We start from the raw sequence: 21573 nt of genomic DNA on the forward strand, positions 1-21573 counted from the left end.
GCGCCCGGTTTAGCGAGATATTCACCCGCTTTATGACTGCGCCGGCGACTCAATGGCGGGGCCGTAACAGAAACGCCCCGGCAAGCCGGGGCGTTCTGGGAGTATCACAAGGGGTGAAACACTAGCGGGTCAGCGAATACCCGACTGGCGCAGCGCAGCTGGCTGGAAATCTGCCTTGCTGGCGCTGAAGCCGAAGTCGTAGGCGCGCTTCTCCTCGTTCTTCATGCCCAAGGCCAGGTAACGGCCCGATTGCAGGTCGTAGATGGCCTCCAGGGTGTACCACGGTACCTGCACGTTGTAGTAATCCTGGGCGTGCGCCTCGGAAACCCGCCACAGCTGGCCGCGGCCGTCATACTGGTCGACCACCGCTGCCTGCCAGGTGTCCTCGTCGATATAGAAGTCGCGCTTGGCATAGATGTGGCGCTGGCCCGGCTTGAGCGTCGCGACCACATGCCAGACCCGGCGCAGCTCGTAACGGGTCAGGTCCTGATTGATGTGACCGGCCTTGAGGATGTCGGCGTACTTGAGCTTCGGATCGTCGAGCTTGTAAGCGTTGGAGGCGATGTACATCTCCTTCTTGCCTTCAAGCTTCCAGTCGTAGCGGTCTGGCGCACCGTTGTACATGTCCAGGTTGTCCGAGGTACGCAGGCCGTCGGCTGCGGTACCTGGCCCGTCATACGACACCTGCGGTGCCTGGCGCACGCGACGCTGGCCGGCGTTGTAGATCCAGGCCTTGCGTGGCTCTTTCACCTGGTCGAGGGTTTCGTGCACCAGCAGCACGGTACCGGCCAGGCGTGCCGGTGCGGTCACCTCCTGCTTGAAGTAGAAAAGGACGTTGCCCGGGTTGTTCGGATCGAAGTCCTTCATCTTGTCGCGAAAGACGAACTGGTCGGCGAAGTACACCAGGCTGTAGGAGCCGTTCTGCTGCGGCGTGGCCTGGGTTACCAAACGGCTGACGCTGCCGCCACGGTAGCGGGTGATGTGGTTCCAGATAACCTCGATGCCACTCTTGGGAATCGGGAATGGCACGGCGGTCTGGAAGTCGTTCAGGCCGTTGCCGCCTTCGACCAGCGTGGTCGCAGTGGCATTCTTCTTGATGGCGGCGAACACATCGTCAGGTACCGTGGAACCGCGGTGGGTCTTGTACACCGGGATCTTGAAGGTTTCCGGGTAGCGCTTGAACATTGCCACCTGGCCTGGCGACAGCTTGTCCTTATACTGGTCAACGTTCTGCGCGGTGATGGTGAACAGCGGCTTGTCGCTGGCATAGGGGTCGGAAAGGAAACCCTTGGCATCGACGCTGCCTGCAGTCTTTGACAGCGGCTGCCACGGGCCGATGGAACCGTCGGCGTTACCGGCCTTTTCCGCGCCCATCGGGGTCAGGGTGCTGCCCAGCTTTGCCGCTTCATCGGCGGAAACCGCAGCCATGACGCTGGTTGCCAGCAGGGACAGGCCCAGTACACCGGCTTGCAGCAGACTTCTGGTCTTGTTCATGTCGTGTCGTCCTGGATCTGTGTGCTTAGAAGTTCACGCCGAAGCTGAGGGCGACGAAGTCGCGATCATCCACGGTGCTGTACTTGCCGTCGAAGAAATTGGTGTACGACAGGCTCGCGGTGTAGGTGTTCTGGTATTCGGCATCCAGGCCCAGGCTGACGGCCTTGCGACCTTCCTCGAAGTTGCCACCAGGGCCGGGCGAATAACCGGATACGTCATGCGACCAGGCCACGTTGGGCTTGAGGTTGACCCCGGCAAACACGTCGTTGTAATCCCAGATGACCCGGGCGCGGTAACCCCAAGAAGTGCTGGTGGTATAGCCGTCGTTTTCGCACTTGCGGTTCAGGTTGGCGGTCGAGGCACCAGCACCGGCGCCAGCGATGGTGCTAGCATTGAGCGCCTGGCAGGTGTCGGCGCCACCCGTGGCTGGCAGTGGACCAGGGCCGAACACAGGATCACGGCCGTAGCGGGTTTCGCGCGCGTTTTCCAGGCCACCGACATGGGTGACCCCCAGTTCGCCGACCACAGTCATGCGGCTGGCACCCATCACCTGGTCAAAGAAGTGCGTCAGGGTGGTCTGGAACTGAGTGATTTCTTTGCGGCGGTAACCGTTCAGGTCTTGCCCTGGCGTGCCAGTGAGCAGCGAGGCGTTGCTCAACGCGCCACCTATTGGACGCACCCCAGCGAACAGGATATCGGTAGTGTTCAGCTGCACTGGCGCATTCGGGCGGTAGCTGATCTCACCACTCCATGCGGTACCGGTGGGCAGCGTGGTGGAGAAGCTCAGGCCATACAGGCGGATGTCTTCAGGGTACTCGACGAAGTACTGGGAGTTACCCGCCACGATCAGCGGTGCCAGGGCACGCAGCTGCGCTGGCAGCGCGCTCAGGCCTGCGAACACCGATGGCGATGCACCGGTTGCACTGAAAATGGGCGCCCGACTGTGATAGTTCATGAAGTAGGCACCGAACTCGGTGTCCAGCGGATCGAACATGTAGCGTAGGGCGACACCGAACTGGCCGCTGTCGCGGGCGTCGCGGTCGGCGCCACGGGCCACCATCACCCCTTCCTCGTTAATGTTCACGCCACGGGTGGCAAGAAACTGCCGGGCGGCTGCAGGCACTGTGCGGCTGCTGTTGAGCACGCGCAGGTTGTCGGTGCAGCCATCAGCAATGATGTCGGGCTGCGAGAAGAAGGTACCGCAGTTATCTACGACGGTCTGGTCCCACTCGATCTGGTAGAAGGCTTCGGCCGAAAGGTTGTCGGTCAGGCTCTGCGAGATGTAGAACATGTTGACCGGGATCAGGCCTTCCTTGATCTCCGCACCAGGGCGGCGGAAGGCGGACACGTCGATCGGGTTGATCGAGTTGATACCACCGCCGATGAACGTGCTTTCACCCCAGCTCACCACCTGCTTGCCCAGACGCACCGAGCCGGGCTGATCACCGATCGAGTAGTTGTGGTAGACAAAGGCATCGAGCAGCTGGGAACCGGAGGACTTGGCGCCCTCCTTGCGGTTGGAGTCACTGATGTCCTTGAACTCGCGGTTCTCGTCCTTGAGTTCGAAGTCGTACCAGTACTTGCCCCGCACGAAGATGCCGGTGTCACCGTACTTCAGCTCAAGATCATGGATGCCTTTGAAGATCTTCGAGAAGGTTTCGCCTTTCTTGAAATTGAGGTGACCATCGTCAGAGGTTTGCGAAAGGCCCTTGCCGCCGTTATTGACCCCGATCAGGTTGCTGTTCGGGTTGGCGGTCGACCAGCTGGCCCCGACAGAGAGCGACGAGTCGAACTGGCCTTCGATTTCCCCGATGTTGAAACTGACCGCGAAAGCAGGGCTTGCGAGCGTGGAAGCAAGGCTGACGGCCAAAGGCAGCTTGGCCCGACGCCAGAACGGGTATGCAGATGTCATCGACGCTACTCCATGTACTTTTTTGTTATGGCAGTGAGTCCTTTCAAGAACGGCCCGTGCGACCGGTGTTCGGGCTTGCGCCCGTGACGACACGTGTTGCGCGTGTCGCCCTCCCCCATTCCTGAAAATCCCCTGGCCCCGACTATAGCCAGCCGACCAAGGTGCTTGATCCCTCTAAAGTGTGATTTGCATTCCCTTGGCCAATTCGCCCTGGCGTGTAACCAGGTTGCGCACCGGCAGTGCTCAAGCATGGCCGATTTTTACTGAATGGCAAGGTGCCAGCCGCTCTGGCCTGCGGGTCGTGTCGCGGGGCACACGACCCGCCATGCGGCTACAGCGTGGAAAGGAAGGCGCTGTTACTTGCCTGCCATTGGACGATGTCCTGGCGGATGCGCTTCTTGTCGAGTTTCCCGACACTGGTCTTGGGAATTTCTGTAACAACGGCGATCTGGCAGGGAATCGCCCACTTGTTGATGTGCCCTTGTTCCACAAACGGCTTGAGGTGCTCCTTCAACGCCTTGGCATCGACCATCTGGCCGTCACGCACCACCAACAGGGCGAACGGGCGCTCACCCCACTGCGGGTCGGCGACCCCAACCACGGCAACCTCACGCACATCAGGATGGCGGCTGATCAGGTCCTCGAGGTCCAGAGAGGAGATCCATTCGCCCCCGGTCTTGATAACGTCTTTGATGCGGTCGCGGATGTCTATGTAACCCATGCCGTCGAGTGTGGCGACGTCACCGGTGTGCAGCCAGCCACCCTGCCACAGCTCCTCGCTTTTCTGCGGTTCCTTGAAATAGCCCATGGTCAACCACGGGGCACGCAACACCAGCTCGCCTTGAGTCTCGCCATCTGCCGGGAGGAAATTGCCATCGCCATCGACGATCGCTGCCTCCACCAGTGGCACCGGCACACCGGCCTTGATGCGGTAGGTCACGCGTTCGTCTTCGCTGCCGGCCTGCAGCTCATCGTTCAGGTGCGCGGCAGAAATCAGCGGGCAGGTCTCGGACATGCCATAGGCTGCAGTCAGCTGAATGCCCCGGGCCAGCGCCGCCTGATAAAGCGAGCGGTTGAGCGCGCTGCCACCGATGATGATCTTCCAGCCGCCGAAGTGCTGGCCCTGGGAGCTCGGGCAATTGAGCAACATCTGCAGGATGGTGGGTACGCAGTGCGAGAAGGTGACCTTTTCGTCCCGCCACAGCTTGATCAGCATGTCGGGCTCGTAGCGGCCCGGGTACACCTGCTTCATGCCGAGCATGGTGGCCGCATACGGGATACCCCAGGCATGCACGTGAAACATCGGGGTGATGGGCATGTACACATCATTGCTGCCAAGCAGGCGGACGCTGTCGATACTGCCGGTCACCGAAGCCTCGGCCAAGGTGTGCAGCACCAACTGGCGATGGGTGAAGTAAACGCCCTTGGGGTTACCTGTGGTGCCGGTGGTGTAGAACGTGGTGGCGACCGAGTTCTCGTCGAAGTCCGGGAAGTCGTACTGCGCGCTGGCCGCAGCGAGCAACTGCTCGTACTCGCCCACCAGGTTCGGCAACTCGGCGGTCTTGTCCGGGCCATCGGTCAGCAGCAGGGTCTTGTCGACCGTGGTCAACTGCCCGGCAATGGACTGGTAAAGGCCGACAAAATCGCTGTTGACCAGCACGAAGCGGTCCTCGGCGTGGTTCATGGTGTAGAGGATCTGCTCAGGCGACAGGCGCACGTTGATGGTGTGCACCACCGCGCCGATCATCGGGATGGCGAACATGCATTCCAGATAACGGTGGCTGTCCCAATCCATCACCGCCACGGTGTCACCGGCCTTGACCCCGGCTTCGGTCAGCACGTTGGCCAGGCGGGCGATACGTTCGTTGAGCTGTGGATAAGTCAGCCGCAACTGGTCGCGATAGACGATTTCGCGGGTCTTTTCATAGCGGCTGCCGGACATCAGCAGGCGTTTGATCAGCAGAGGAAAGCTGTAGGCGCCCTCGGCGGGCTTGATGATGCGGGTCTGCAGCATGGTTATCCCTTCTTGAAAAGCTGGCCGGACAAGTCTGCTACCTACTGTAGTTCGTCAATGTGACGGTCAAATCAGCCGAAGGAATGATTTGGCTGCGCGAGGTATGAGTGGCATTGTGCGGTCGATGGACCAACCCTTGCCCTGCCACTGGAGCCGTACCTATGCCCAGCCCGCGTCGCGCCGTGTTTCTCGACCATAAATCCCTGGACCTTGGTGACCTCGACCTGTCACCGCTGCAGAGCCAGTTCGACGCCTTCGAACTGTACGACGCCACCCGCCCGGATCAGGTAGCCGAGCGCCTGCAGGGCGCCGTTGCAGTGATCAGCAACAAGGTCATGCTCGACGCCAACGCCCTGGCTGCCAACCCACAGCTCAAGCTGATCCTGGTCGCCGCCACCGGCACCAACAACGTCGACCTGGCTGCCGCCCGCGCCCAGGGCATCACGGTCTGCAACTGCCAGGGCTACGGCACACCCTCGGTGGCACAGCACACCCTGGCCCTGCTGCTGGCGTTGGCCACGCGCCTGTGCGACTACAACCGGGCGGTGGCCGAGGGGCAATGGGCCAAGGCCAGCCAGTTCTGCCTGCTGGACTTCCCGATCGTGGAACTGGAAGGCAAAACCCTGGGCCTGCTCGGCCATGGTGAACTCGGTGGCGCCGTCGCGCGGCTGGCGCAAGCCTTTGGCATGCGCGTGTTGAGCGGGCAGATCCCCGGGCGCCCGGCGCGGGACGACCGCCTGCCGCTGGATGAATTGCTGCCGCAAGTCGATGCCCTGACCCTGCACTGCCCTCTCAACGAACACACCCGGCATATGATCGGTGCACGTGAGCTGGCCTTGCTCAAGCCCGGCGCGCTGGTGGTCAATACTGCCCGCGGCGGCCTGATCGACGAGCACGCCCTGGCTGAAACCCTGCGTCGCGGCCATCTGGGCGGCGCTGCCACCGATGTACTGAGCGTCGAGCCACCGGTCAACGGCAACCCGCTGTTGGCCAGCGACATCCCACGCCTGCTGATCACACCGCATAGCGCCTGGGGCGCGGTGGAGTCGCGCCAGCGCATCGTCGGCCAGCTCAGCGAGAACACCCAGGCATTCTTTGCCGGCCAGCCACGCCGCGTGGTCAGCTGAGCGCAAGGGCAGGCTCTGCTACACTGCGCCACTTTTTTCAGGAGGCGTCGTCCATGGACCCGCGCAGTGAAGTTTTGCTCCGCCAGGCGGAGCTGTTCCAGGGTCGGCTGCTGATTGCCGGCGCCCCCGCCGATGACCTGCTCGGCCAGTTGCCGCAGGCTCAGGCCTGGACGTGGCATGCGGGCGATCAGGCCATGCTCGACGCCCGCTTTGCCGGGCGCAGCCATTACGGCGTCGACGTGCCGCCGGTCCCCTTCGAGGCGGCAGTGCTGTACCTGCCCAAGTCGCGCGAACTGGCGGCCTACTTGGTTAACGCACTGGCATCACGCCTGGGCGGTGGCGAACTCTATCTGGTGGGCGAAAAACGCGGCGGCATCGAAGGCGCGGCCAAGGTTCTGCAAGCCTTGGGCAAACCACGCAAGCTCGACAGTGCCCGGCATTGCCAGCTGTGGCAGGTCACCGTGGACAACGCGCCCGAAGCCAAGCCCCTGGAAAGCCTGGCCGAACGCTTTACGCTCGAGCTGGAGGACGGCCCCCTGCAAGTGGTCAGCCTGCCTGGGGTGTTCAGCCACGGCCGTCTGGACCGCGGCACGGCGTTGCTGCTCAAACACTTGGATAACCTGCCCGTGGGCCATGTACTGGACTTCGGTTGTGGTGCCGGCGTACTCGGCGCCACGGTCAAACGCCGTTACCCCCAGAGCCGGGTCACGATGCTGGACGTGGACGCCTTCGCCGTGGCCGCCAGTCGCCTGACACTGGCGGCCAATCAGCTGGAAGGTGAAGTCATCAGTGGCGACGGTATCAATGCTGCGCCCGGCGACTTGAGCCTGATCCTGAGCAACCCGCCGTTCCATACCGGTGTGCATACCAACTACCAGGCTTCGGAAAACCTGCTGAAAAAATCAGGGCAACATCTGCGAAAAGGCGGCGAAATGCGCTTGGTTGCCAATAGTTTCCTGCGTTATCAGCCGCTGATCGAAGGCGCTCTGGGCAACTGCCGGACCTGCGCCGAGGCAGACGGCTTTCGCATCTATCAGGCAACACGCTGACAAAAACAGGGCTTGCCCAAACCGTTTCGCCTAGGCAGAATCCGCACCGTCCTAGGGGAGTAGTCTCCCGCAAGCAACCTGCTTGCCCGGCACGCGTCAACACACTTGGCCCACAGGCCATGGCGCGTGCGACCCACGATCTGCGCAGACGGATCCGGGGTTTGACAAGACCTATGACACGCACACCTTACCCGGGGCGGGGAGGCTGTACGTGTCATAGCCGTGTCGACCCGCCCCCACAGGAATCCTGATGCTGGAATCTCTTCTCGTACCCACCGCGATCGTCGCGTTAGCCGAAATTGGCGACAAGACGCAGCTGCTCGCGCTCATTCTCGCTGCCCGTTTCCGCAAGCCGTGGCCGATCATCGCCGGCATCATCGCCGCCACCCTGGCCAACCATGCCGCAGCAGGTGCAGTGGGTGCCTGGGTCAGCGGGTTCTTCAGCGAGACAGCGCTGCACTGGATACTGGCTGCGAGCTTCACTGCGACGGCCCTGTGGACCCTGGTGCCGGACAAGATGGATGATGATGAAAACCCTGCGCGACGTTTCGGCCCGTTCCTGACCACGCTGATCGCATTCTTCCTGGCCGAGATCGGTGACAAGACCCAGGTTGCGACGGTGATGCTGGCAGCGCAGTACCCGCACCTGATCATGGTCATCATCGGTACCACGCTGGGCATGCTGATTGCGAATGTACCGGTAGTCCTGGCGGGCAATTTTGCCGCAGAAAAGCTGCCGCTGACGCTGATTCGCCGCCTCGCCGCGACCGCCTTCATCGTGCTGGCAATCGTCGCAGTCTACTCGGCCATGAAAGCCAGCGGCTGGGTGGGGGCCTGAGCTGCAAGCTTTAAGCTGCAAGCTGCAAGCTGTACGAGAGAGGCAGACATACGCGTACTGCTCTTGCTTGTAGCTTGTAGCTTGTAGCTTGTAGCTTGCAGCTTGCAGCTTGCAGCTGCTGTTACTTCTTGGCGGCCTGATACAGAGGCATGACTTTGGGAATCGCTGCCTGCAACGAGGCTATCCGGCTCTCGGACGCCGGGTGAGTGCTCATGAACTCAGGCGGCGCGCCTTCGGACGCCTTGCTCATCTTGTTCCACAAGGTGATCGCGGCATTCGGGTCGTAGCCGGCACGCGCCGACAGCTCCAGGCCGATCAGGTCAGCTTCGTTTTCATTGGCACGGCTGTTGGGCAGGGTCATCGCGTAGTTCACCACCTGGTCTGCCAGCGCAATACTGTTCTGGCCAAGGCCAAACAACGCACCTGCACCCTGGCGGGCCATTTCCACGCCATAAGCCTTGGACATCGCTTCGCGGCTGTGCTCACGCAAGGCATGCGCGATTTCATGGCCAACCACGGCGGCAATCTCGGCATCGGTGAGCTTGAGCTGGTCGATCAGACCGGTGTAGACGATGATCTTGCCGCCAGGGCCGCAGTTGGCGTTGAGCTCATCGCTCTTGATCACATTGACCTCCCACTGCCACTGCGCGGCATCAGGACGGAATTTCGGCGCCTGAGCGATCAGCCGGTCGGCAATCGCCTGCACGCGCTTGGCATCAGCGCTGGTCTTGTCCAGCACGCCCTTGCTCGACGCTTCGCCGAGGGTCTGCTGGTACGACTGGGCGTACATCTGGTTGACCTCATCGGTCGAGAGCATGCTGAACATGTACTGCTTGCGCTCAACGCCCACAGCACCCCCGCTGGTGGTATTGACCGCCTGGCAGCCAGCCAGCAGGATGCCAGCACTCAACAGGCTGACGACAAAAGACTTACGCATGAAAACACTCCCTTTTTACATGCGGGATATCCTAGGCCGAGTCGCCCATGCGCTACCAGAGCCGCAGGGAAGATTCTTGACATCCGTTACACCTGCGCTCGCACTCACGCCACCTTTGGGCTTTCACACACTGCAGCACGCCGGCATTTGACCGGCGTACTGAATGGCCATGCTTCCCTGTCAATTGCCATCCCCGACTGTCAATGATCGTCACCTCCCGTATGTGCCGTGCAACTGGAAAATTGCGCGCCCGCATCAATCTGTGTGTCGGCTCTCAGGTGGATGGTAGAGGGGTCGGGGTCAGGTGAAGGCAGCCGCAAATCTCGAATAGCATCTAGCGTGCGCTGAGTGGGGTGCCAACCCCAGCGAATGAAGAATCGCGTGAGGTCGTGCTGCGCAGCCAGTGCGGTGGTGACCATAAAGTAATGGCGATATTGAGCATCACCCTGGCCGGAGTCACTGTTGCCATTCGCACGGGTTTCGCGGTGGAGCCTATGAAAGAAGGCGTCACCGTAAGCTATGCGCAGCTGTTCCCACATGACAAGACAGACGTAGGGGCCATTATCTTCAAACTTTTTGTTCGGATCAGTATTGTTTAAGAAGGCATGAGCCTCGCTGTCATAACGCACGGCGCTAGAGGGTTTATCTTGTGAGCGCTCAACCGCAAGAGAAAATATATTGACAGAATTTTCCGTCAACGCATTAGCGCTCCAAGCAATTTGTTGCTGCATATGACCCAACTCATGCCAGACGCCCCATTCGCCGCGCACACCCTCGGGCGTCAATAACGAACTGCCGTATTGCGGTAGGCTTATTCGAAAGTGAGTGGCGTTAGGATTGCCGCTTTCTTTCTCCGAGACCAATATGCGCAGCGGACTTGGCCGGGCTTGATCCGCACCCTCACCAATTGCGCCAATTTCATTTTCAACTCTCAGAATTTCTTTGTATTCATCTAATACTTTCGAGGGGTCGTAATCCTTAAATTCATAGGCCGTCTCCCACCACGCGGTTAGAACGACTTTATCACTGATGAGCTGCACTGGCGCTCGTCCTTTTGCTCTGGCCGCCTCAAGCATCTGGCCCCACTGACCAGCGGAGGTTTCACCTTGTATAAATACAGGTACTCGATGCGAAAGAGCGACGCATTCAAAATTGCACGTTACCTCCTCGGCAGCCGGGGCGAGCTCGTCAGGTATTACCCGCAACCACAGCAACCCTCCTTCCGGGTCGCTTATCATCCCGGGGGATTCGAGCACTTCATAGGTACGAGGATCTTCAGTCTCAGCGCCTTGTGTATTGAAGCCGGGAGTCCCGACCATGAAATGCATTTTGACGTTTGCCCTGGGCGGCATCGAGAAGTGATACATGACATAACCTCCGGGTTCAATGAAGATGCCCGTTGGCTGAAAGTCAGCATAACGAAACCAGCGCCCATACACCCTTCTATCTGTATCGGCCGAAGGTAGAACTTTGAAATTCGTGAGTGCAGTCGAAACCGCAGATTGCTCCTCGCCTGGCAACGGGTTATTTTTCATAATGGCCCCTTTAAACGGTTGCACCAATTAGGTACGAACAACGTTATGGCGGGACCTAGAGGTGGTCAACTAGCATAAATGACAGGCGTTATTGGCAGCCAACTACAGTCATACCGGTGTCAAACACTCCGGCGCGTCCAGCTTCGGGTCATTGACGAAATTCGCCAGCGCACGTTCCCGTAGCGTGGCTGGTGGGCTGGCGAGCAGCTCATGCAAACGCGCCAGCGGCGTGTCAGGGTCCAGCCAAGCAGCCTGCCCCGCCTCATCCAGGATCAGCGGCCGACGCTGGTTCATCGCCGCCTGGGTCACTACCGCACAGCTCAACCACACCTGGTCCTGGACCGGATAAGCCTCCCATATGGCCGCGAACCACAACGACGCGCCCTCCCCCGGCGTCAGCCAGTAAGGGCGCTTGCGCGCCGTGCCGCGCCATTCGTAAAAGCCGTTGGCGGGCATCAGGCAGCGCCGCAGACGCAACGCTTCGCGGAACATGGGCTGCTCGGCCAAGGTTTCGGCCCGAGCATGCGCGGGGGTGCGTGAGAGGTCAGTGAGCCAGGCCGGGGTCAGGCCCCAGCGTGCCTTGGCCAATTGCATCTGGCCGTCGACCTGGCGCTGGATCAGCACCGAAGCGCCGGGCGCGATATTCCATTGCGCCGGCTGGCCGGCAGGAAAGCCTGGCAGGCTGGCAAGCGCCTGGGGCCAGCGAAACAGGGCATAGCGTCCACACATGGGCGAATTCAGAACCTAGCAGATCAAGGTACCGGGATAGCTCTCCGGTTCGTCGCCGACAAGCGGCTGGGCACCATTGTACGCATCGATCAGCTGCCGTGCGTACCCGGCCTGCTCGTCGGCCACCGCAAGCCCGAGCAAGCCTTGCATCGGCAACTCGCCCACACCGCCCATCAGGTCACGGCCTATCAGGTGCACCTCGATACCCTCGCTGGCCAGCATGCCAGCGAGCATTTCTGCTTCCAGCAACGTTTCTGGTTCGTAGATCCGCCGCATCAGGCATCGTCCTCGCGTCTGACTTCAAGCATCCATTCGTCGCCGTGCACCTGCAGGATGAAGACCACCGGCTGACAACATACCTGGCAGTCTTCGGTATACATCTGGTCGCCACCGGAGATGTCCACGGTGGTTTCCACGCGCTCGCCGCAATAAGGGCAATCGTAGAAGTCGGTTTCCAGCATCGCGGCCTCCGCAGTGACTTATGCGTATAATTGCCGGTCTGTTTACAGGGCCTGCGTGTGTCCGAGCCGTTTTTCGGGCCCCACCCCTACCTTATTACCCTAGCCGTTTCCAACAAGAGAGCATGATGGGCGAATTCGATGCCATCCGACCGTACGACGATGCTGAGGTCCCTGCCGTGCTGGCACGCCTGCTCAGCGACCCGGCATTCCTCGATATCCTCACCCACTTCCGCTTCCCGCGCGCAGCCGGGGCATTCGGCTGGCTGCTCAAGCCGCTGATCGCCCGCCGCCTGCGCAAGGAGTTCGCCGGGGTCACCTGCGTATCCACGTTGCAGGACAAGGTCGAATACTACGTCGACCACACCATCGAGCGCGCTACCGACGGGGTCACGTACACAGGCGTCGAGCAACTCAAATCCGGTACCGCCTATCTGTTCCTGGCCAACCACCGTGACATCGTCATGGATCCGGCCTTCGTCAACTACGCGGTGTACCACGCCGGCCTGCCGACGCCACGCATCGCCATTGGCGACAACTTGCTGCAAAAGCCATTCGTCAGCGACATGATGCGCCTGAACAAGAGTTTCATCGTCCACCGCTCGCTCAGCGGCCGGCGTGAAAAGCTCGCGGCCTACCAGTTGCTCTCGGCCTACATCAACCATTCGATCCGCAACGACGGTACCTCGATCTGGATCGCCCAGGCCGAAGGCCGTGCCAAGGATGGTGATGACCGTACCGACTCGGCCATCCTCAAGATGTTCCACATGAGCCGCAAGGACGAGCCTTTCGGTGCAGTGATCCAGGGCCTCAACCTCACCCCGGTGTCCATCAGCTACGAGTACGACCCTTGCGACCAGGCCAAGGCGCGCGAGCTGTATATCCGTGCGACCACCGGTACCTACCAGAAAGCGCCGGGTGAAGACGACAACAGCATTGCCAAAGGCATCACCGGCTACAAGGGCCGTGTCCATATCAACTTCGCCCCGCCGGTAACCGCGTTCTACGAGGACACCAAACAGCTGGCGCAGGAGATCGACCGGCAGATCCTGGGTGGCTACCGGTTGTTCCCGGTGCACTACCTGGCCTATGCAATGTGGGACGAAAAGGATGAGGCACTGCAGGTGCCGAGCGCCGAGAAGGTGTTCCCCGCAGAGGAGCTGGCAAAAGCCAAGGAAGAATGGCAACGCCGCCTGGACGCCTGCCCGCAGGAGCAGCGGCCATACCTGGTGTTGCAATACGCCACCCCGGTGCGCAACCAGTATCAGGTCAGGCAACAGGCACCGGTTGCCTGATCACAGGGGCCGCTTGGCGGCCCCGCAGGGTTCAGATCCAGGTACTGAACCAGGACAGCAGCAAGGCCATCGCCAGGCAGGCAAAGCCGAGAATGTAGTAATAGCGCGGCACCCGCTGCTCGAACGCATCCACCAGGCCTTCGTCCGCTGCCAGGCTCTCGCGGGTGATGGCCTGGCGACGCCGTGCACTGTGCAGCAGCAACCCGCCCGGGCAGGTCATCAACAGTGCCAGCAGATTGATCAGCTTGGTCGGATGGGCGGCCAGAACCCCCCAGAGCACTTGCAAGGACATCACGCAACCTCGGTCAGAACGTCAGCGAAGGCCGGCATTCTACCGAAGGCCGGCCCCGACGCCCGAAATTGGCGACAAAGTGTCACTAAATTTCATCTGTCACACGCTCGTCATAAGGGCAGGCCACCCTGTCGGCCTTTTCCCGAGCCGGAGCTTGTTCATGCTGCACGCCGAAAACCAGGATCGCCTCTATCTCGTTGCCCAGAGCGATGAACAGCAGGCGTTGATCGATGGTTTCGCCATCAATGTCCAGGACCGCCAGTGGCTGGTGTATTGCGCACTGGGCGGGCATGCGCATGAGCATTTGCCAGAGGTGGACCTGCTGACGGGCGTAAGCGTGCTGGACTTCCATTTCGACGCGGCCTGAGGCCTGTGCACGAGCAAAAAAAACCGCTGCCTGGCAAACAGGCAGCGGTTTTTTCTCGCTCCAGCGAAAAGCTTATTCGCCCAGCACCTGACCGATGGTCGGGTCCTTGAACAGGCGGGTCAACGCATCGCTCAGCACGTCACTCACCAGCTTGGTGTTGGTTTCCTGGTTGGGCGCCATGCCGAAGCGCTGGTCCAACGAGGCGCCATAGCGGCCGCTGTAACGGCGGTTGGCGTTCGACACATCGGCGCGGAAGGTGGCGCCGATGGTGGCTTCGGTCACGTACAGGTTGTCCTTGGGCGACTGGTACTTCAACTCGGCCAGGGTCACGGTCAGCTGCGGCGCATTGCCGGCGTTGGCCGTGGGGGTAAAGCCCAACAGGCGTACGGCGGCCTCGGCCTGGGCCTGCACTTTGGGCACGATGTCATTGCCACTGACACTGATAGTGCTGGTCTCGGGGTACATGCCACCACGAGTACCCAGGGACTGCGAAGCCCGGCCGTCCACTACCTTGACCACCACCGGCTGGCCGTGGCCGACCGGGGCGAGCTGGGCGTTGAGCTTGGGTTGCGGGCTGAGTTGTTGCGGGCTGTGGGCACAACCCACCAGGCTCAGGCTGGCCACGGCAAGCAAACCGAACAACAGACGTTGCAACATGCGTGTTTCTCCAGAAAATGCGGCGAAGGCTCACAGTATACCTAGCGGCAAGCTACAAGCGGCAAGCTAGAAGTAAAAGCCCGCGGGCGCCTTGTTGTGGCTTGCCGCTTGATACCAGGCGCGCCTGTCACACGCGGTTCATGGTCCGGCGGTTATCCTCGCCACAAGCCCTACCACACAGGACTCAACACCATGGCCTCGCTCTGGACCCTGCTCTTGCAACGCTCGCGCCACACGACCTATGCCCGCCTCGATGGCGACGGCATCTGCCTGGGGTTCAAGCAATGCAGCCAGCCACCCGGCAACAGCGGCTGGGTGCAGGTCACGGAAATCCAGCTTGCCTGGCTGGGCCGCCCGCTGCCCGCCAACGCCCGGGTTTGCGCCCATGCAAGCCGCCATTGGCAGCGGCGCACCCTGCCCGCCTGACAAACGCTGCAATAAAAAGCACGAATAACGACCTTTCTGCCCGCGACATCGTTATAATCTCCCCCCGATTATAAGGACGTCTCCTGATCGGGCCCCGCATTTGCCGTTTGACCCCGGCACCTTCACCGCTTCGCCCACAGAGAGCCTTCCACTCAGGTCTTGCATCGGCTGTCGTGCCTGCTTTTCCGGCCCTTCGCACTGCATGAACCTGTGGGTTGCCATCGCGCAGTCCCCTTTTGAGGTTCACGTCTCCAAAAGAGCGTGAAAAAAACGGTTTTCACAACTTCACGAGAGTGTGGCGAGCAAATGAACAGTCTGGCATGTGCAATAGCGACAGATGTGTCCCGAACGGCCCTGAACAGGCGGCTGATACGCTCATTTCACATGGGTGTCTGAATCCGTTCCATAACGCACGCACGACACCTTGACCATAAGTCGAATTGCCGCACCTGGGGCAAACGGCGTTCAATAGACGAACCCGAAGACTGATTTGGCGGTGTCCGCGGAAGTTGCAAGAACTGCGAAAAGTCGGACATGGCGATCCTGGCACCCCTGGGGTCCTATGCTGTCAATTAGGTAGCTGTAGATTGTGGAGACGCGTTAAATGGCGCAGAACGAATCGGTTGATGTAGTACTGGTAGGCGCGGGCATCATGAGTGCCACCCTGGCCGTACTGCTCAAGGAGCTCGACCCGACCCTGAAGCTTGAGGTCGTCGAGGCGATGGACTCCGGGGCCGCGGAAAGCTCCAACCCCTGGAACAACGCAGGCACCGGCCATGCCGGCCTGTGCGAGCTGAACTACACGCCCCAGGCCGCCGATGGCAGCATCGACATCAAGAAGGCCGTGCACATCAACACCCAGTTCGAGGTATCGCGCCAGTTCTGGGCTTACCTGAGCAAAAAAGGCAATTTCGGCCCGGCCCGTGCCTTCATCAACCCTGTCCCGCACCTGAGCTACGTCGAAGGTGACAAAGGTGTTGCCTTCCTCAAGAAGCGTTTCGAGCTGCTCAAGCAGCACCACGCCTTCGCCGAGATGGAATACACCGAAGACAAGGCGGTGATGAATGAATGGATGCCGCTGATGATGCCAGGCCGCCCGGCCGACCAGCATATCGCCGCCACCCGCGTGACCAAAGGTACCGACGTCAACTTCGGCGCACTGACCAACAAGCTGCTCAAGCTGCTGGGCGACTCGCAGAACGCGCAGGTCAAGTACAGCAAGAAGGTCGTTGGCCTGCGCCGTAATGGCGCTGGCTGGACCGTCAGCATCAAGGACGTCAACAGCGGCGGCAGCCGTGAAGTGGACGCCCGCTTCGTGTTCCTCGGCGCCGGCGGCGCGGCACTGCCGCTACTGCAACTGTCGGGCATCCCGGAAGGCAAAGGCTTCGGCGGCTTCCCGGTCAGCGGCCAGTGGCTGCGTTGCGACAACCCGGAAATCGTCAAGCAGCACCAGGCTAAGGTCTACAGCCAGGCCGCCGTCGGCGCGCCGCCGATGTCGGTGCCGCACCTGGACACCCGCGTGGTGGACGGCAAGACATCGCTGCTGTTCGGCCCCTACGCCGGCTTCACTACCAAGTTCCTCAAGCACGGCTCGTTGATGGACCTGCCGCTGTCGGTGCGCATGGGCAACATTGGCCCGATGCTGGCCGTTGCCCGCGACAACATGGACCTGACCAAGTACCTGGTCAGCGAAGTGATGCAGTCGATGGAACAGCGCCTCGAGTCGCTGCGCCGCTTCTACCCGCAGGCCAAGGCCGAAGACTGGCGTTTGGAAGTGGCTGGCCAGCGCGTGCAGATCATCAAGAAGGATCCGAAAAAAGGCGGCATCCTGCAGTTCGGTACCGAGTTGGTGTCGGCACAGGACGGCAGCCTGGCAGCGCTGCTCGGCGCGTCCCCTGGCGCATCGGTGACGGTGTCGATCATGCTTGAACTGATCGAACGCTGCTTCCCCGAGCAGACCAAGGGCCCCTGGGCCGCCAAGCTCAAGGAAATCTTCCCGGCTCGCGAGAAGACCTTGGCCACCGATGCAGCCCTGTACCACAAGATCAGTGCCGAGAATGATGAGGCGCTGGACCTGGTAGAGAACAGCCCGGCCAAGCATTACGCCTGAACCGGCTGAGACGAAAACGCCCCTTGGGGGTGTGCCTGTCAGTTAGGTGATCCAGGGCCGCTTTGCGGCCCATCGCCGGCAAGCCGGCTCCCACAGGGATCGCGCCAGCTTTTGAAGTTGAGCAAGACAGTTGTTGCTCAAAAAGTGCGCTGTCCCTGGGGGCATTACGCCTGAACAGGCTGAAACGAAAACGCCCCTTGGGGTTATGCCTGTGAGCTAGGTGATCCAGGGCCGCTTTGCGGCCCATCGCCGGCAAGCCGGCTTGTATGGTTAGACTTGAAGGGGTGGTGGGACTAAATGCCGGATTCTGACTGTTGACGCAGTACAGACTGTGGGAGACATCGCCCCACCCCTTCCACCAAAGCGCCGATAAAGAATGCATCGTTTGCAAACGACGATAGAAGCAAGCCAGCGCCTCTTGGTGAAAACCCTTCAAGCTCAAAAACCATAACGCGAGGAGCCGCCCATGGCAATGCAGGTAAACAAACTGATCGTGGGTGCGGATGTCGCAAAAGCCGAATTAGTGATTCATCACGATGATCGTGATGAAATTATCAGGCTGAAAAATACCAAGCCCGAAATCAAAAGCTGGCTAAAGCAACAGCCCCTCGGCACTGCAATCGCTGTTGAGGCGACCAATGTCTACCATCTGGACCTGGTTGAGCTAGCCCATGGCTTCGGTTTCGACGTTTATGTCATCGATGGTTTCCAACTGAGCAACTACAGGAAAAGTGTTGGAGGGCGGGTTAAAACTGACCCCTCTGATGCTCGGTTGCTGTCCCGATTTTTGAAAAACGAGGGCGACGATCTTCGTCCTTGGACCCCGCCTCCTGCTGTCTACGGCAAGCTTCAGAGCCTCCTTCGACGCAGAGCTGTCTTGGTGACTGCTCGCACTGCATTAGCTCAGAGCTGGACAAACGAAAGCCTGCTGAAGGCCGCCTTCAAAACCTTCGTAACATCGATAGATCGGCTGGATCAGCTGATACAAAAAAAGATTAAGGAAGTGCTACGAGAGGCTGGGCTGCACGAGCAAGTTGCCCGCTGTCAGGCGGTAGAGGGAATTGGGTTTCTTACCGCTACAGCCTTGGTAATGGCTTTTGTAAGGGGCGAGTTCAAGAACAGTGATTCGTACATCGCATTCCTGGGAATGGACCTGCGGGTTAATGATTCTGGAGAGAAGAATGGACGTCGTCGGCTCACCAAGCGCGGCTGCTCGGAAATCCGTCGTTTGCTGCATAACGCAGCAATGGCGGCCAGCAGGTCGGCCGCTTGGAAAGGGGTATATGAGCAGTATCGAAACAGCGGTAAGGCAACGACCCAGGCGTTGGTAATTCTGGCCAGGAAGCTCGCACGTGTGGCATTCGCCCTGATGAGAAATCAGGACGAATACGTCACCAAAGGCGGGAAAATGGCTTGCTGATAACCATAGAATCTCCCACAGGGATCGCGCCAGCTTTTGAAGTTGAGCAAGACAGTTGTTCCCACGGGTACAGCGCAAGGCTCGAGAACTGCGCGGTCATTGTGGGAGCCGGCTTGCCGGCGATGGGCTGCGTAGCAGCCCTGATCACACTAACTGTATGGCATCGCCGCTGGGGCGTTTTTTGTGCCTGGGGATCCGTCAGCCCCGGGCTTTTTCGATGATCTCGATGTACTCAGCCGCATTGCGCTGATCGGCGATCACTTCGACGAAGGTCTTGCCTTGTTCGTCTTTGCCATCCAGGTCCAACCCGGCTTCAACGAAGAACCCTACGAAACGCTCGAAATCGTCGACACGCAAACCGCGGTAAGCCTTGATCAGCTTGTGCTGAGAAGGTGAGGTCACACCATCCGCAGGCTCAAACTGAAGGAACGACTTGATATAGTCGTCGCTGATTTCGTCACCAATCACCTGCTTCTTGTCTTTGCGCATTGCCGGCTCCAACTGGACCATCACGAATTTCGAAGGCCGGCAGTTTACCCCCCACACGCAGCACGTCTCAACGCGTACGTACGGTACCCGTGTGCAAGTCGGCCCAGACATGGCCGTTGGGGTAGGTCAGAAACTGTACATACACCGTCTCGTTGCGCAGCAGGTCCATCACCACTCGGTAGTCGCTGACCGGATAATTCAGGCTCAACGTACGGGTCTTGTCGTCATACACCGGCTTTTTCAGGCTCTTGCCCGCCTCGCCATCGAAGGTGAGCAACACCTGGCTGAGGGTCGCCCCTTTACTCAGCGGCTTGCCTTTGAGGCGCATCTGCAAGGAGGCTGTGATCGGAATGGGCTGTTGGTCAGATTGGCGCTGCGCCCCAACCACTACCGAGTAGTCGGTGACCTGCAACAGTTGCTGGCCGGTCGGCGCTTCCTGGCGCAGGGCCTGGTCATCGGGCGGGAGAAACTGGCTGTGCAGCGGTGCGGCGGCAAGAGGCAGGCTGACCGCCAGCAACAGGGGAACGATCGCACGCATGTGAGGCTCCTTGGCATGAAGGCGCACTCTAGCACGCGCAACGACAGGGGCTGTCAATCGAACTGCGCGAGCATCCAGGCGTGATACTGGGCAACACCCTCTTCGCCTTCACGCGGGGCCCAAGGGGCATGCTCGCCGTCGACCAACGGCCGGTACGGGCCCGCCTTGCATTCGAACAGGATGCTGTCTGCCTCGAGCACCACCAAAGAATGGAAGATGCCCGGGCGCAGGTCCACGCCAAGGCAGTCGCCACCGGCCTCGAGCACGCGCTTGTCGATGACGGCACCCTGCTCATCGAACATCAGCAGCCCCAAGCGGCCTTTGAGCGCCAACAAGGTCTCGGCCTTGTCCGCGCTCAGGTGCCGGTGAGGCGCGATGTAGGTGGACGGCTGTAAGCCCACTGCCAAACGGTGACAGGGGTCCTGCATGTCATGGAAGTTGTGATGGTAGCGTCCACGCGGTGCCTCGGCGGCGTTTTGCGCCAGCCCGGCAAACAACGCTTGGTCGATGAAAGCAGGCTGGCTCATGATCACAGTCCCTTGACGGCGAAGATGCCGTTCGCGTTACGCCAGTAACCTTTATAGTCCATGCCATAACCGAAGATGTAGCGATCGATGCACGGCAGGCCCACATAGCTGGCCTTCAGGTCCGGGCTGGCCTTGCGGTCATGGTCTTTGTCGATCAGCACCGCAGTGTGCACCGAGCGGGCGCCGGCATGCTTGCAGAACTCGATGATGGCGCTGAGGGTGTGACCCTCGTCGAGGATATCGTCGACGATCAACACGTCACGATCGATGAACGACACCTCAGGTTTAGCCTTCCAGAACAGCTCACCGCCACTGGTCTGGTTGCGATAACGCGTGGCATGCAGGTACGAGGCCTCCAGCGGGAACTGCAGGTGGGTCAGCAGCTTGCCAGCGAAGATCAGGCCTCCGTTCATGACACAGAACACCACCGGGTTCTTGTCGTGCAGGTCTTTGCAGATCTGCTCGCCAACCTTGGCAATGGCCGCTTCGACTTCGGCTTCGTTGTACAGGCAGTCTGCCTCGCGCATGACTTGACGGATGTGCTCGAGATCAGCGGACATTGCGCTCTCCAGGGGGATTTTGGAAAAGCGGGCAAAGGTACGCATCCGCTCGTCACAGATCAAGCATTTATGGACTAACGTGCAAAAGGACTGCACGACAGCAAAGGCTGAATAGATTAATCTAGCGCGGTTTTTTTGCCCGCCTTTCGGAGCCCCCCTATGCCCACTCGTGAGATCCGCCACCCGCTGATCCGCCATAAGCTCGGCCTGATGCGCCGTGCCGACATCAGCACCAAGAACTTTCGCGAACTCGCCCAGGAAGTCGGCGCGCTACTGACCTACGAAGCCACTCAGGACCTGCCACTGGAAACCTACGAGATCGATGGCTGGTGTGGCAAGGTGCAAGTTGAAAAAATCGCCGGCAAGAAGATCACCGTGGTACCGATCCTGCGCGCCGGCATCGGCATGCTTGATGGCGTGCTCAGCCTGATCCCGGGCGCCAAGGTCAGTGCCGTGGGTGTCGCCCGCAACGAGGAGACGCTCGAAGCACACACCTACCTGGAAAAGCTGGCGCCGGACATCAACCAGCGCCTGGCGCTGATCATCGACCCGATGCTCGCCACCGGTGGTTCGATGGTCGCCACCATCGACCTGCTGAAAAAAGCCGGCTGCAAGGAAATCCGCGCCATGGTGCTGGTCGCAGCCCCAGAAGGTATCGAAGTGGTGGAAAAAGCCCACCCGGATGTGCAGATCTACACCGCCTCGATCGACCAGCGCCTCAACGAACACGGCTACATCGTGCCGGGCCTGGGCGACGCCGGTGACAAGATCTTCGGCACCAAGCAGAAGGACGCCTGAC

Annotated in this window: 23 protein-coding genes and 1 riboswitch; of the genes, 9 read left to right on the plus strand and 14 right to left on the minus strand. The window is 60.4% G+C overall.

What is annotated here, in order from left to right; translation table 11 throughout:
- Positions 1 to 129: 129 nt before the first annotated feature.
- The 3 genes from ABRP30_RS23760 to ABRP30_RS23770 form a co-directional block, all read right to left on the minus strand.
- A complete protein-coding gene (locus ABRP30_RS23760; RefSeq protein WP_349976600.1) occupies positions 130 to 1494 on the minus strand; it encodes a DUF1329 domain-containing protein in 1365 nt (454 codons plus the stop codon).
- 25 nt (positions 1495 to 1519) lie between these two features.
- A complete protein-coding gene (locus ABRP30_RS23765; protein WP_241806346.1) occupies positions 1520 to 3406 on the minus strand; it encodes a DUF1302 domain-containing protein in 1887 nt (628 codons plus the stop codon).
- A gap of 331 nt (positions 3407 to 3737) precedes the next feature.
- A complete protein-coding gene (locus ABRP30_RS23770; protein ID WP_241806345.1) occupies positions 3738 to 5420 on the minus strand; it encodes a fatty acid--CoA ligase in 1683 nt (560 codons plus the stop codon).
- A 161-nt stretch (positions 5421 to 5581) separates the two neighbouring features.
- Between ABRP30_RS23770 and ABRP30_RS23775 the strand changes: the two genes are divergently transcribed.
- The 3 genes from ABRP30_RS23775 to ABRP30_RS23785 all read left to right on the plus strand — a co-directional run bounded on the left by ABRP30_RS23775 (position 5582) and on the right by ABRP30_RS23785 (position 8434).
- The gene (locus tag ABRP30_RS23775; RefSeq protein WP_241806344.1) at positions 5582 to 6547 is read left to right on the plus strand and encodes a 2-hydroxyacid dehydrogenase; all 966 of its coding nucleotides are present in this window, start codon (positions 5582 to 5584) and stop codon (positions 6545 to 6547) included.
- A 53-nt stretch (positions 6548 to 6600) separates the two neighbouring features.
- The gene (locus ABRP30_RS23780; RefSeq protein WP_267818715.1) at positions 6601 to 7596 is read left to right on the plus strand and encodes a class I SAM-dependent methyltransferase; all 996 of its coding nucleotides are present in this window, start codon (positions 6601 to 6603) and stop codon (positions 7594 to 7596) included.
- Positions 7597 to 7638: 42 nt separating this feature from the next.
- A riboswitch (yybP-ykoY riboswitch) is annotated at positions 7639 to 7758 on the plus strand.
- A gap of 91 nt (positions 7759 to 7849) precedes the next feature.
- Positions 7850 to 8434, plus strand: coding sequence for a TMEM165/GDT1 family protein (locus ABRP30_RS23785; RefSeq protein WP_267824099.1), 585 nt, complete (start codon positions 7850 to 7852; stop codon positions 8432 to 8434).
- Positions 8435 to 8555: 121 nt separating this feature from the next.
- Here ABRP30_RS23785 and ABRP30_RS23790 read toward each other — a convergent pair whose 3' ends face one another.
- The 5 genes from ABRP30_RS23790 to ABRP30_RS23810 all read right to left on the minus strand — a co-directional run bounded on the left by ABRP30_RS23790 (position 8556) and on the right by ABRP30_RS23810 (position 12096).
- Positions 8556 to 9371 (minus strand): M48 family metallopeptidase, encoded by an 816-nt coding sequence (locus ABRP30_RS23790; protein WP_267818717.1) that lies wholly within the window; start codon positions 9369 to 9371, stop codon positions 8556 to 8558.
- A 200-nt stretch (positions 9372 to 9571) separates the two neighbouring features.
- Positions 9572 to 10906, minus strand: a complete 1335-nt coding sequence (locus tag ABRP30_RS23795; protein WP_349976599.1) for a M60 family metallopeptidase — start codon at positions 10904 to 10906, stop codon at positions 9572 to 9574.
- A 108-nt stretch (positions 10907 to 11014) separates the two neighbouring features.
- Complete coding sequence (locus tag ABRP30_RS23800) at positions 11015 to 11635, minus strand: SOS response-associated peptidase (RefSeq protein WP_349976598.1); 621 nt, start codon at positions 11633 to 11635, stop codon at positions 11015 to 11017.
- A 15-nt stretch (positions 11636 to 11650) separates the two neighbouring features.
- On the minus strand, positions 11651 to 11911 hold the full coding sequence (locus tag ABRP30_RS23805) for a putative signal transducing protein (RefSeq protein WP_115273872.1): 261 nt from the start codon (positions 11909 to 11911) through the stop codon (positions 11651 to 11653).
- Complete coding sequence (locus ABRP30_RS23810) at positions 11911 to 12096, minus strand: CPXCG motif-containing cysteine-rich protein (RefSeq protein WP_012316238.1); 186 nt, start codon at positions 12094 to 12096, stop codon at positions 11911 to 11913. Before ABRP30_RS23810 ends, ABRP30_RS23805 begins: the two co-directional genes overlap by 1 nt.
- A gap of 122 nt (positions 12097 to 12218) precedes the next feature.
- Here ABRP30_RS23810 and ABRP30_RS23815 point away from each other — a divergent pair, with 122 nt between their 5' ends.
- Positions 12219 to 13388 carry a 1-acyl-sn-glycerol-3-phosphate acyltransferase gene (locus ABRP30_RS23815; RefSeq protein WP_241806340.1) on the plus strand — a complete coding sequence of 390 codons (1170 nt, stop codon included), beginning with the start codon at positions 12219 to 12221 and terminating at the stop codon, positions 13386 to 13388.
- A 31-nt stretch (positions 13389 to 13419) separates the two neighbouring features.
- Here ABRP30_RS23815 and ABRP30_RS23820 read toward each other — a convergent pair whose 3' ends face one another.
- Positions 13420 to 13680, minus strand: a complete 261-nt coding sequence (locus tag ABRP30_RS23820; protein WP_349976597.1) for a hypothetical protein — start codon at positions 13678 to 13680, stop codon at positions 13420 to 13422.
- A gap of 160 nt (positions 13681 to 13840) precedes the next feature.
- On the opposite strand from ABRP30_RS23820, the gene ABRP30_RS23825 reads away from it, so the two are divergent.
- Complete coding sequence (locus ABRP30_RS23825; protein ID WP_267818729.1) at positions 13841 to 14047, plus strand: hypothetical protein; 207 nt, start codon at positions 13841 to 13843, stop codon at positions 14045 to 14047.
- A 72-nt stretch (positions 14048 to 14119) separates the two neighbouring features.
- On the opposite strand, the gene ABRP30_RS23830 is transcribed toward ABRP30_RS23825, so the two are convergent.
- Positions 14120 to 14704: a YajG family lipoprotein gene (locus ABRP30_RS23830; RefSeq protein ID WP_241806337.1), complete on the minus strand. Its 585-nt coding sequence runs from the start codon at positions 14702 to 14704 to the stop codon at positions 14120 to 14122.
- Positions 14705 to 14896: 192 nt separating this feature from the next.
- Here ABRP30_RS23830 and ABRP30_RS23835 point away from each other — a divergent pair, with 192 nt between their 5' ends.
- From ABRP30_RS23835 to ABRP30_RS23845, 3 genes are all read left to right on the plus strand, one after another.
- On the plus strand, positions 14897 to 15130 hold the full coding sequence (locus ABRP30_RS23835) for a hypothetical protein (protein ID WP_267818731.1): 234 nt from the start codon (positions 14897 to 14899) through the stop codon (positions 15128 to 15130).
- A gap of 604 nt (positions 15131 to 15734) precedes the next feature.
- The gene (mqo, locus tag ABRP30_RS23840; RefSeq protein WP_349976596.1) at positions 15735 to 17240 is read left to right on the plus strand and encodes a malate dehydrogenase (quinone); all 1506 of its coding nucleotides are present in this window, start codon (positions 15735 to 15737) and stop codon (positions 17238 to 17240) included.
- Positions 17241 to 17706: 466 nt separating this feature from the next.
- Positions 17707 to 18660 carry an IS110 family transposase gene (locus ABRP30_RS23845; protein ID WP_372490346.1) on the plus strand — a complete coding sequence of 318 codons (954 nt, stop codon included), beginning with the start codon at positions 17707 to 17709 and terminating at the stop codon, positions 18658 to 18660.
- A gap of 198 nt (positions 18661 to 18858) precedes the next feature.
- Here ABRP30_RS23845 and ABRP30_RS23850 read toward each other — a convergent pair whose 3' ends face one another.
- From ABRP30_RS23850 to ABRP30_RS23865, 4 genes are all read right to left on the minus strand, one after another.
- Positions 18859 to 19149 carry a PA4642 family protein gene (locus ABRP30_RS23850; RefSeq protein ID WP_241806334.1) on the minus strand — a complete coding sequence of 97 codons (291 nt, stop codon included), beginning with the start codon at positions 19147 to 19149 and terminating at the stop codon, positions 18859 to 18861.
- A 67-nt stretch (positions 19150 to 19216) separates the two neighbouring features.
- Positions 19217 to 19687, minus strand: a complete 471-nt coding sequence (locus ABRP30_RS23855; protein WP_349976557.1) for a hypothetical protein — start codon at positions 19685 to 19687, stop codon at positions 19217 to 19219.
- Between the two features lie 53 nt (positions 19688 to 19740).
- Positions 19741 to 20214 carry a WbuC family cupin fold metalloprotein gene (locus ABRP30_RS23860; protein ID WP_349976558.1) on the minus strand — a complete coding sequence of 158 codons (474 nt, stop codon included), beginning with the start codon at positions 20212 to 20214 and terminating at the stop codon, positions 19741 to 19743.
- Between the two features lie 2 nt (positions 20215 to 20216).
- Positions 20217 to 20774, minus strand: a complete 558-nt coding sequence (locus tag ABRP30_RS23865; protein WP_012316248.1) for a hypoxanthine-guanine phosphoribosyltransferase — start codon at positions 20772 to 20774, stop codon at positions 20217 to 20219.
- A gap of 159 nt (positions 20775 to 20933) precedes the next feature.
- On the opposite strand from ABRP30_RS23865, the gene upp reads away from it, so the two are divergent.
- Positions 20934 to 21572, plus strand: a complete 639-nt coding sequence (gene upp / locus ABRP30_RS23870; RefSeq protein ID WP_011532223.1) for a uracil phosphoribosyltransferase — start codon at positions 20934 to 20936, stop codon at positions 21570 to 21572.
- The last annotated feature ends 1 nt before the right edge of the window (position 21573 follow it).

The organism is Pseudomonas sp. WHRI 8519, assembly GCF_040224055.2.
In the GTDB taxonomy this organism is placed as follows: domain Bacteria; phylum Pseudomonadota; class Gammaproteobacteria; order Pseudomonadales; family Pseudomonadaceae; genus Aquipseudomonas; species Aquipseudomonas putida_X.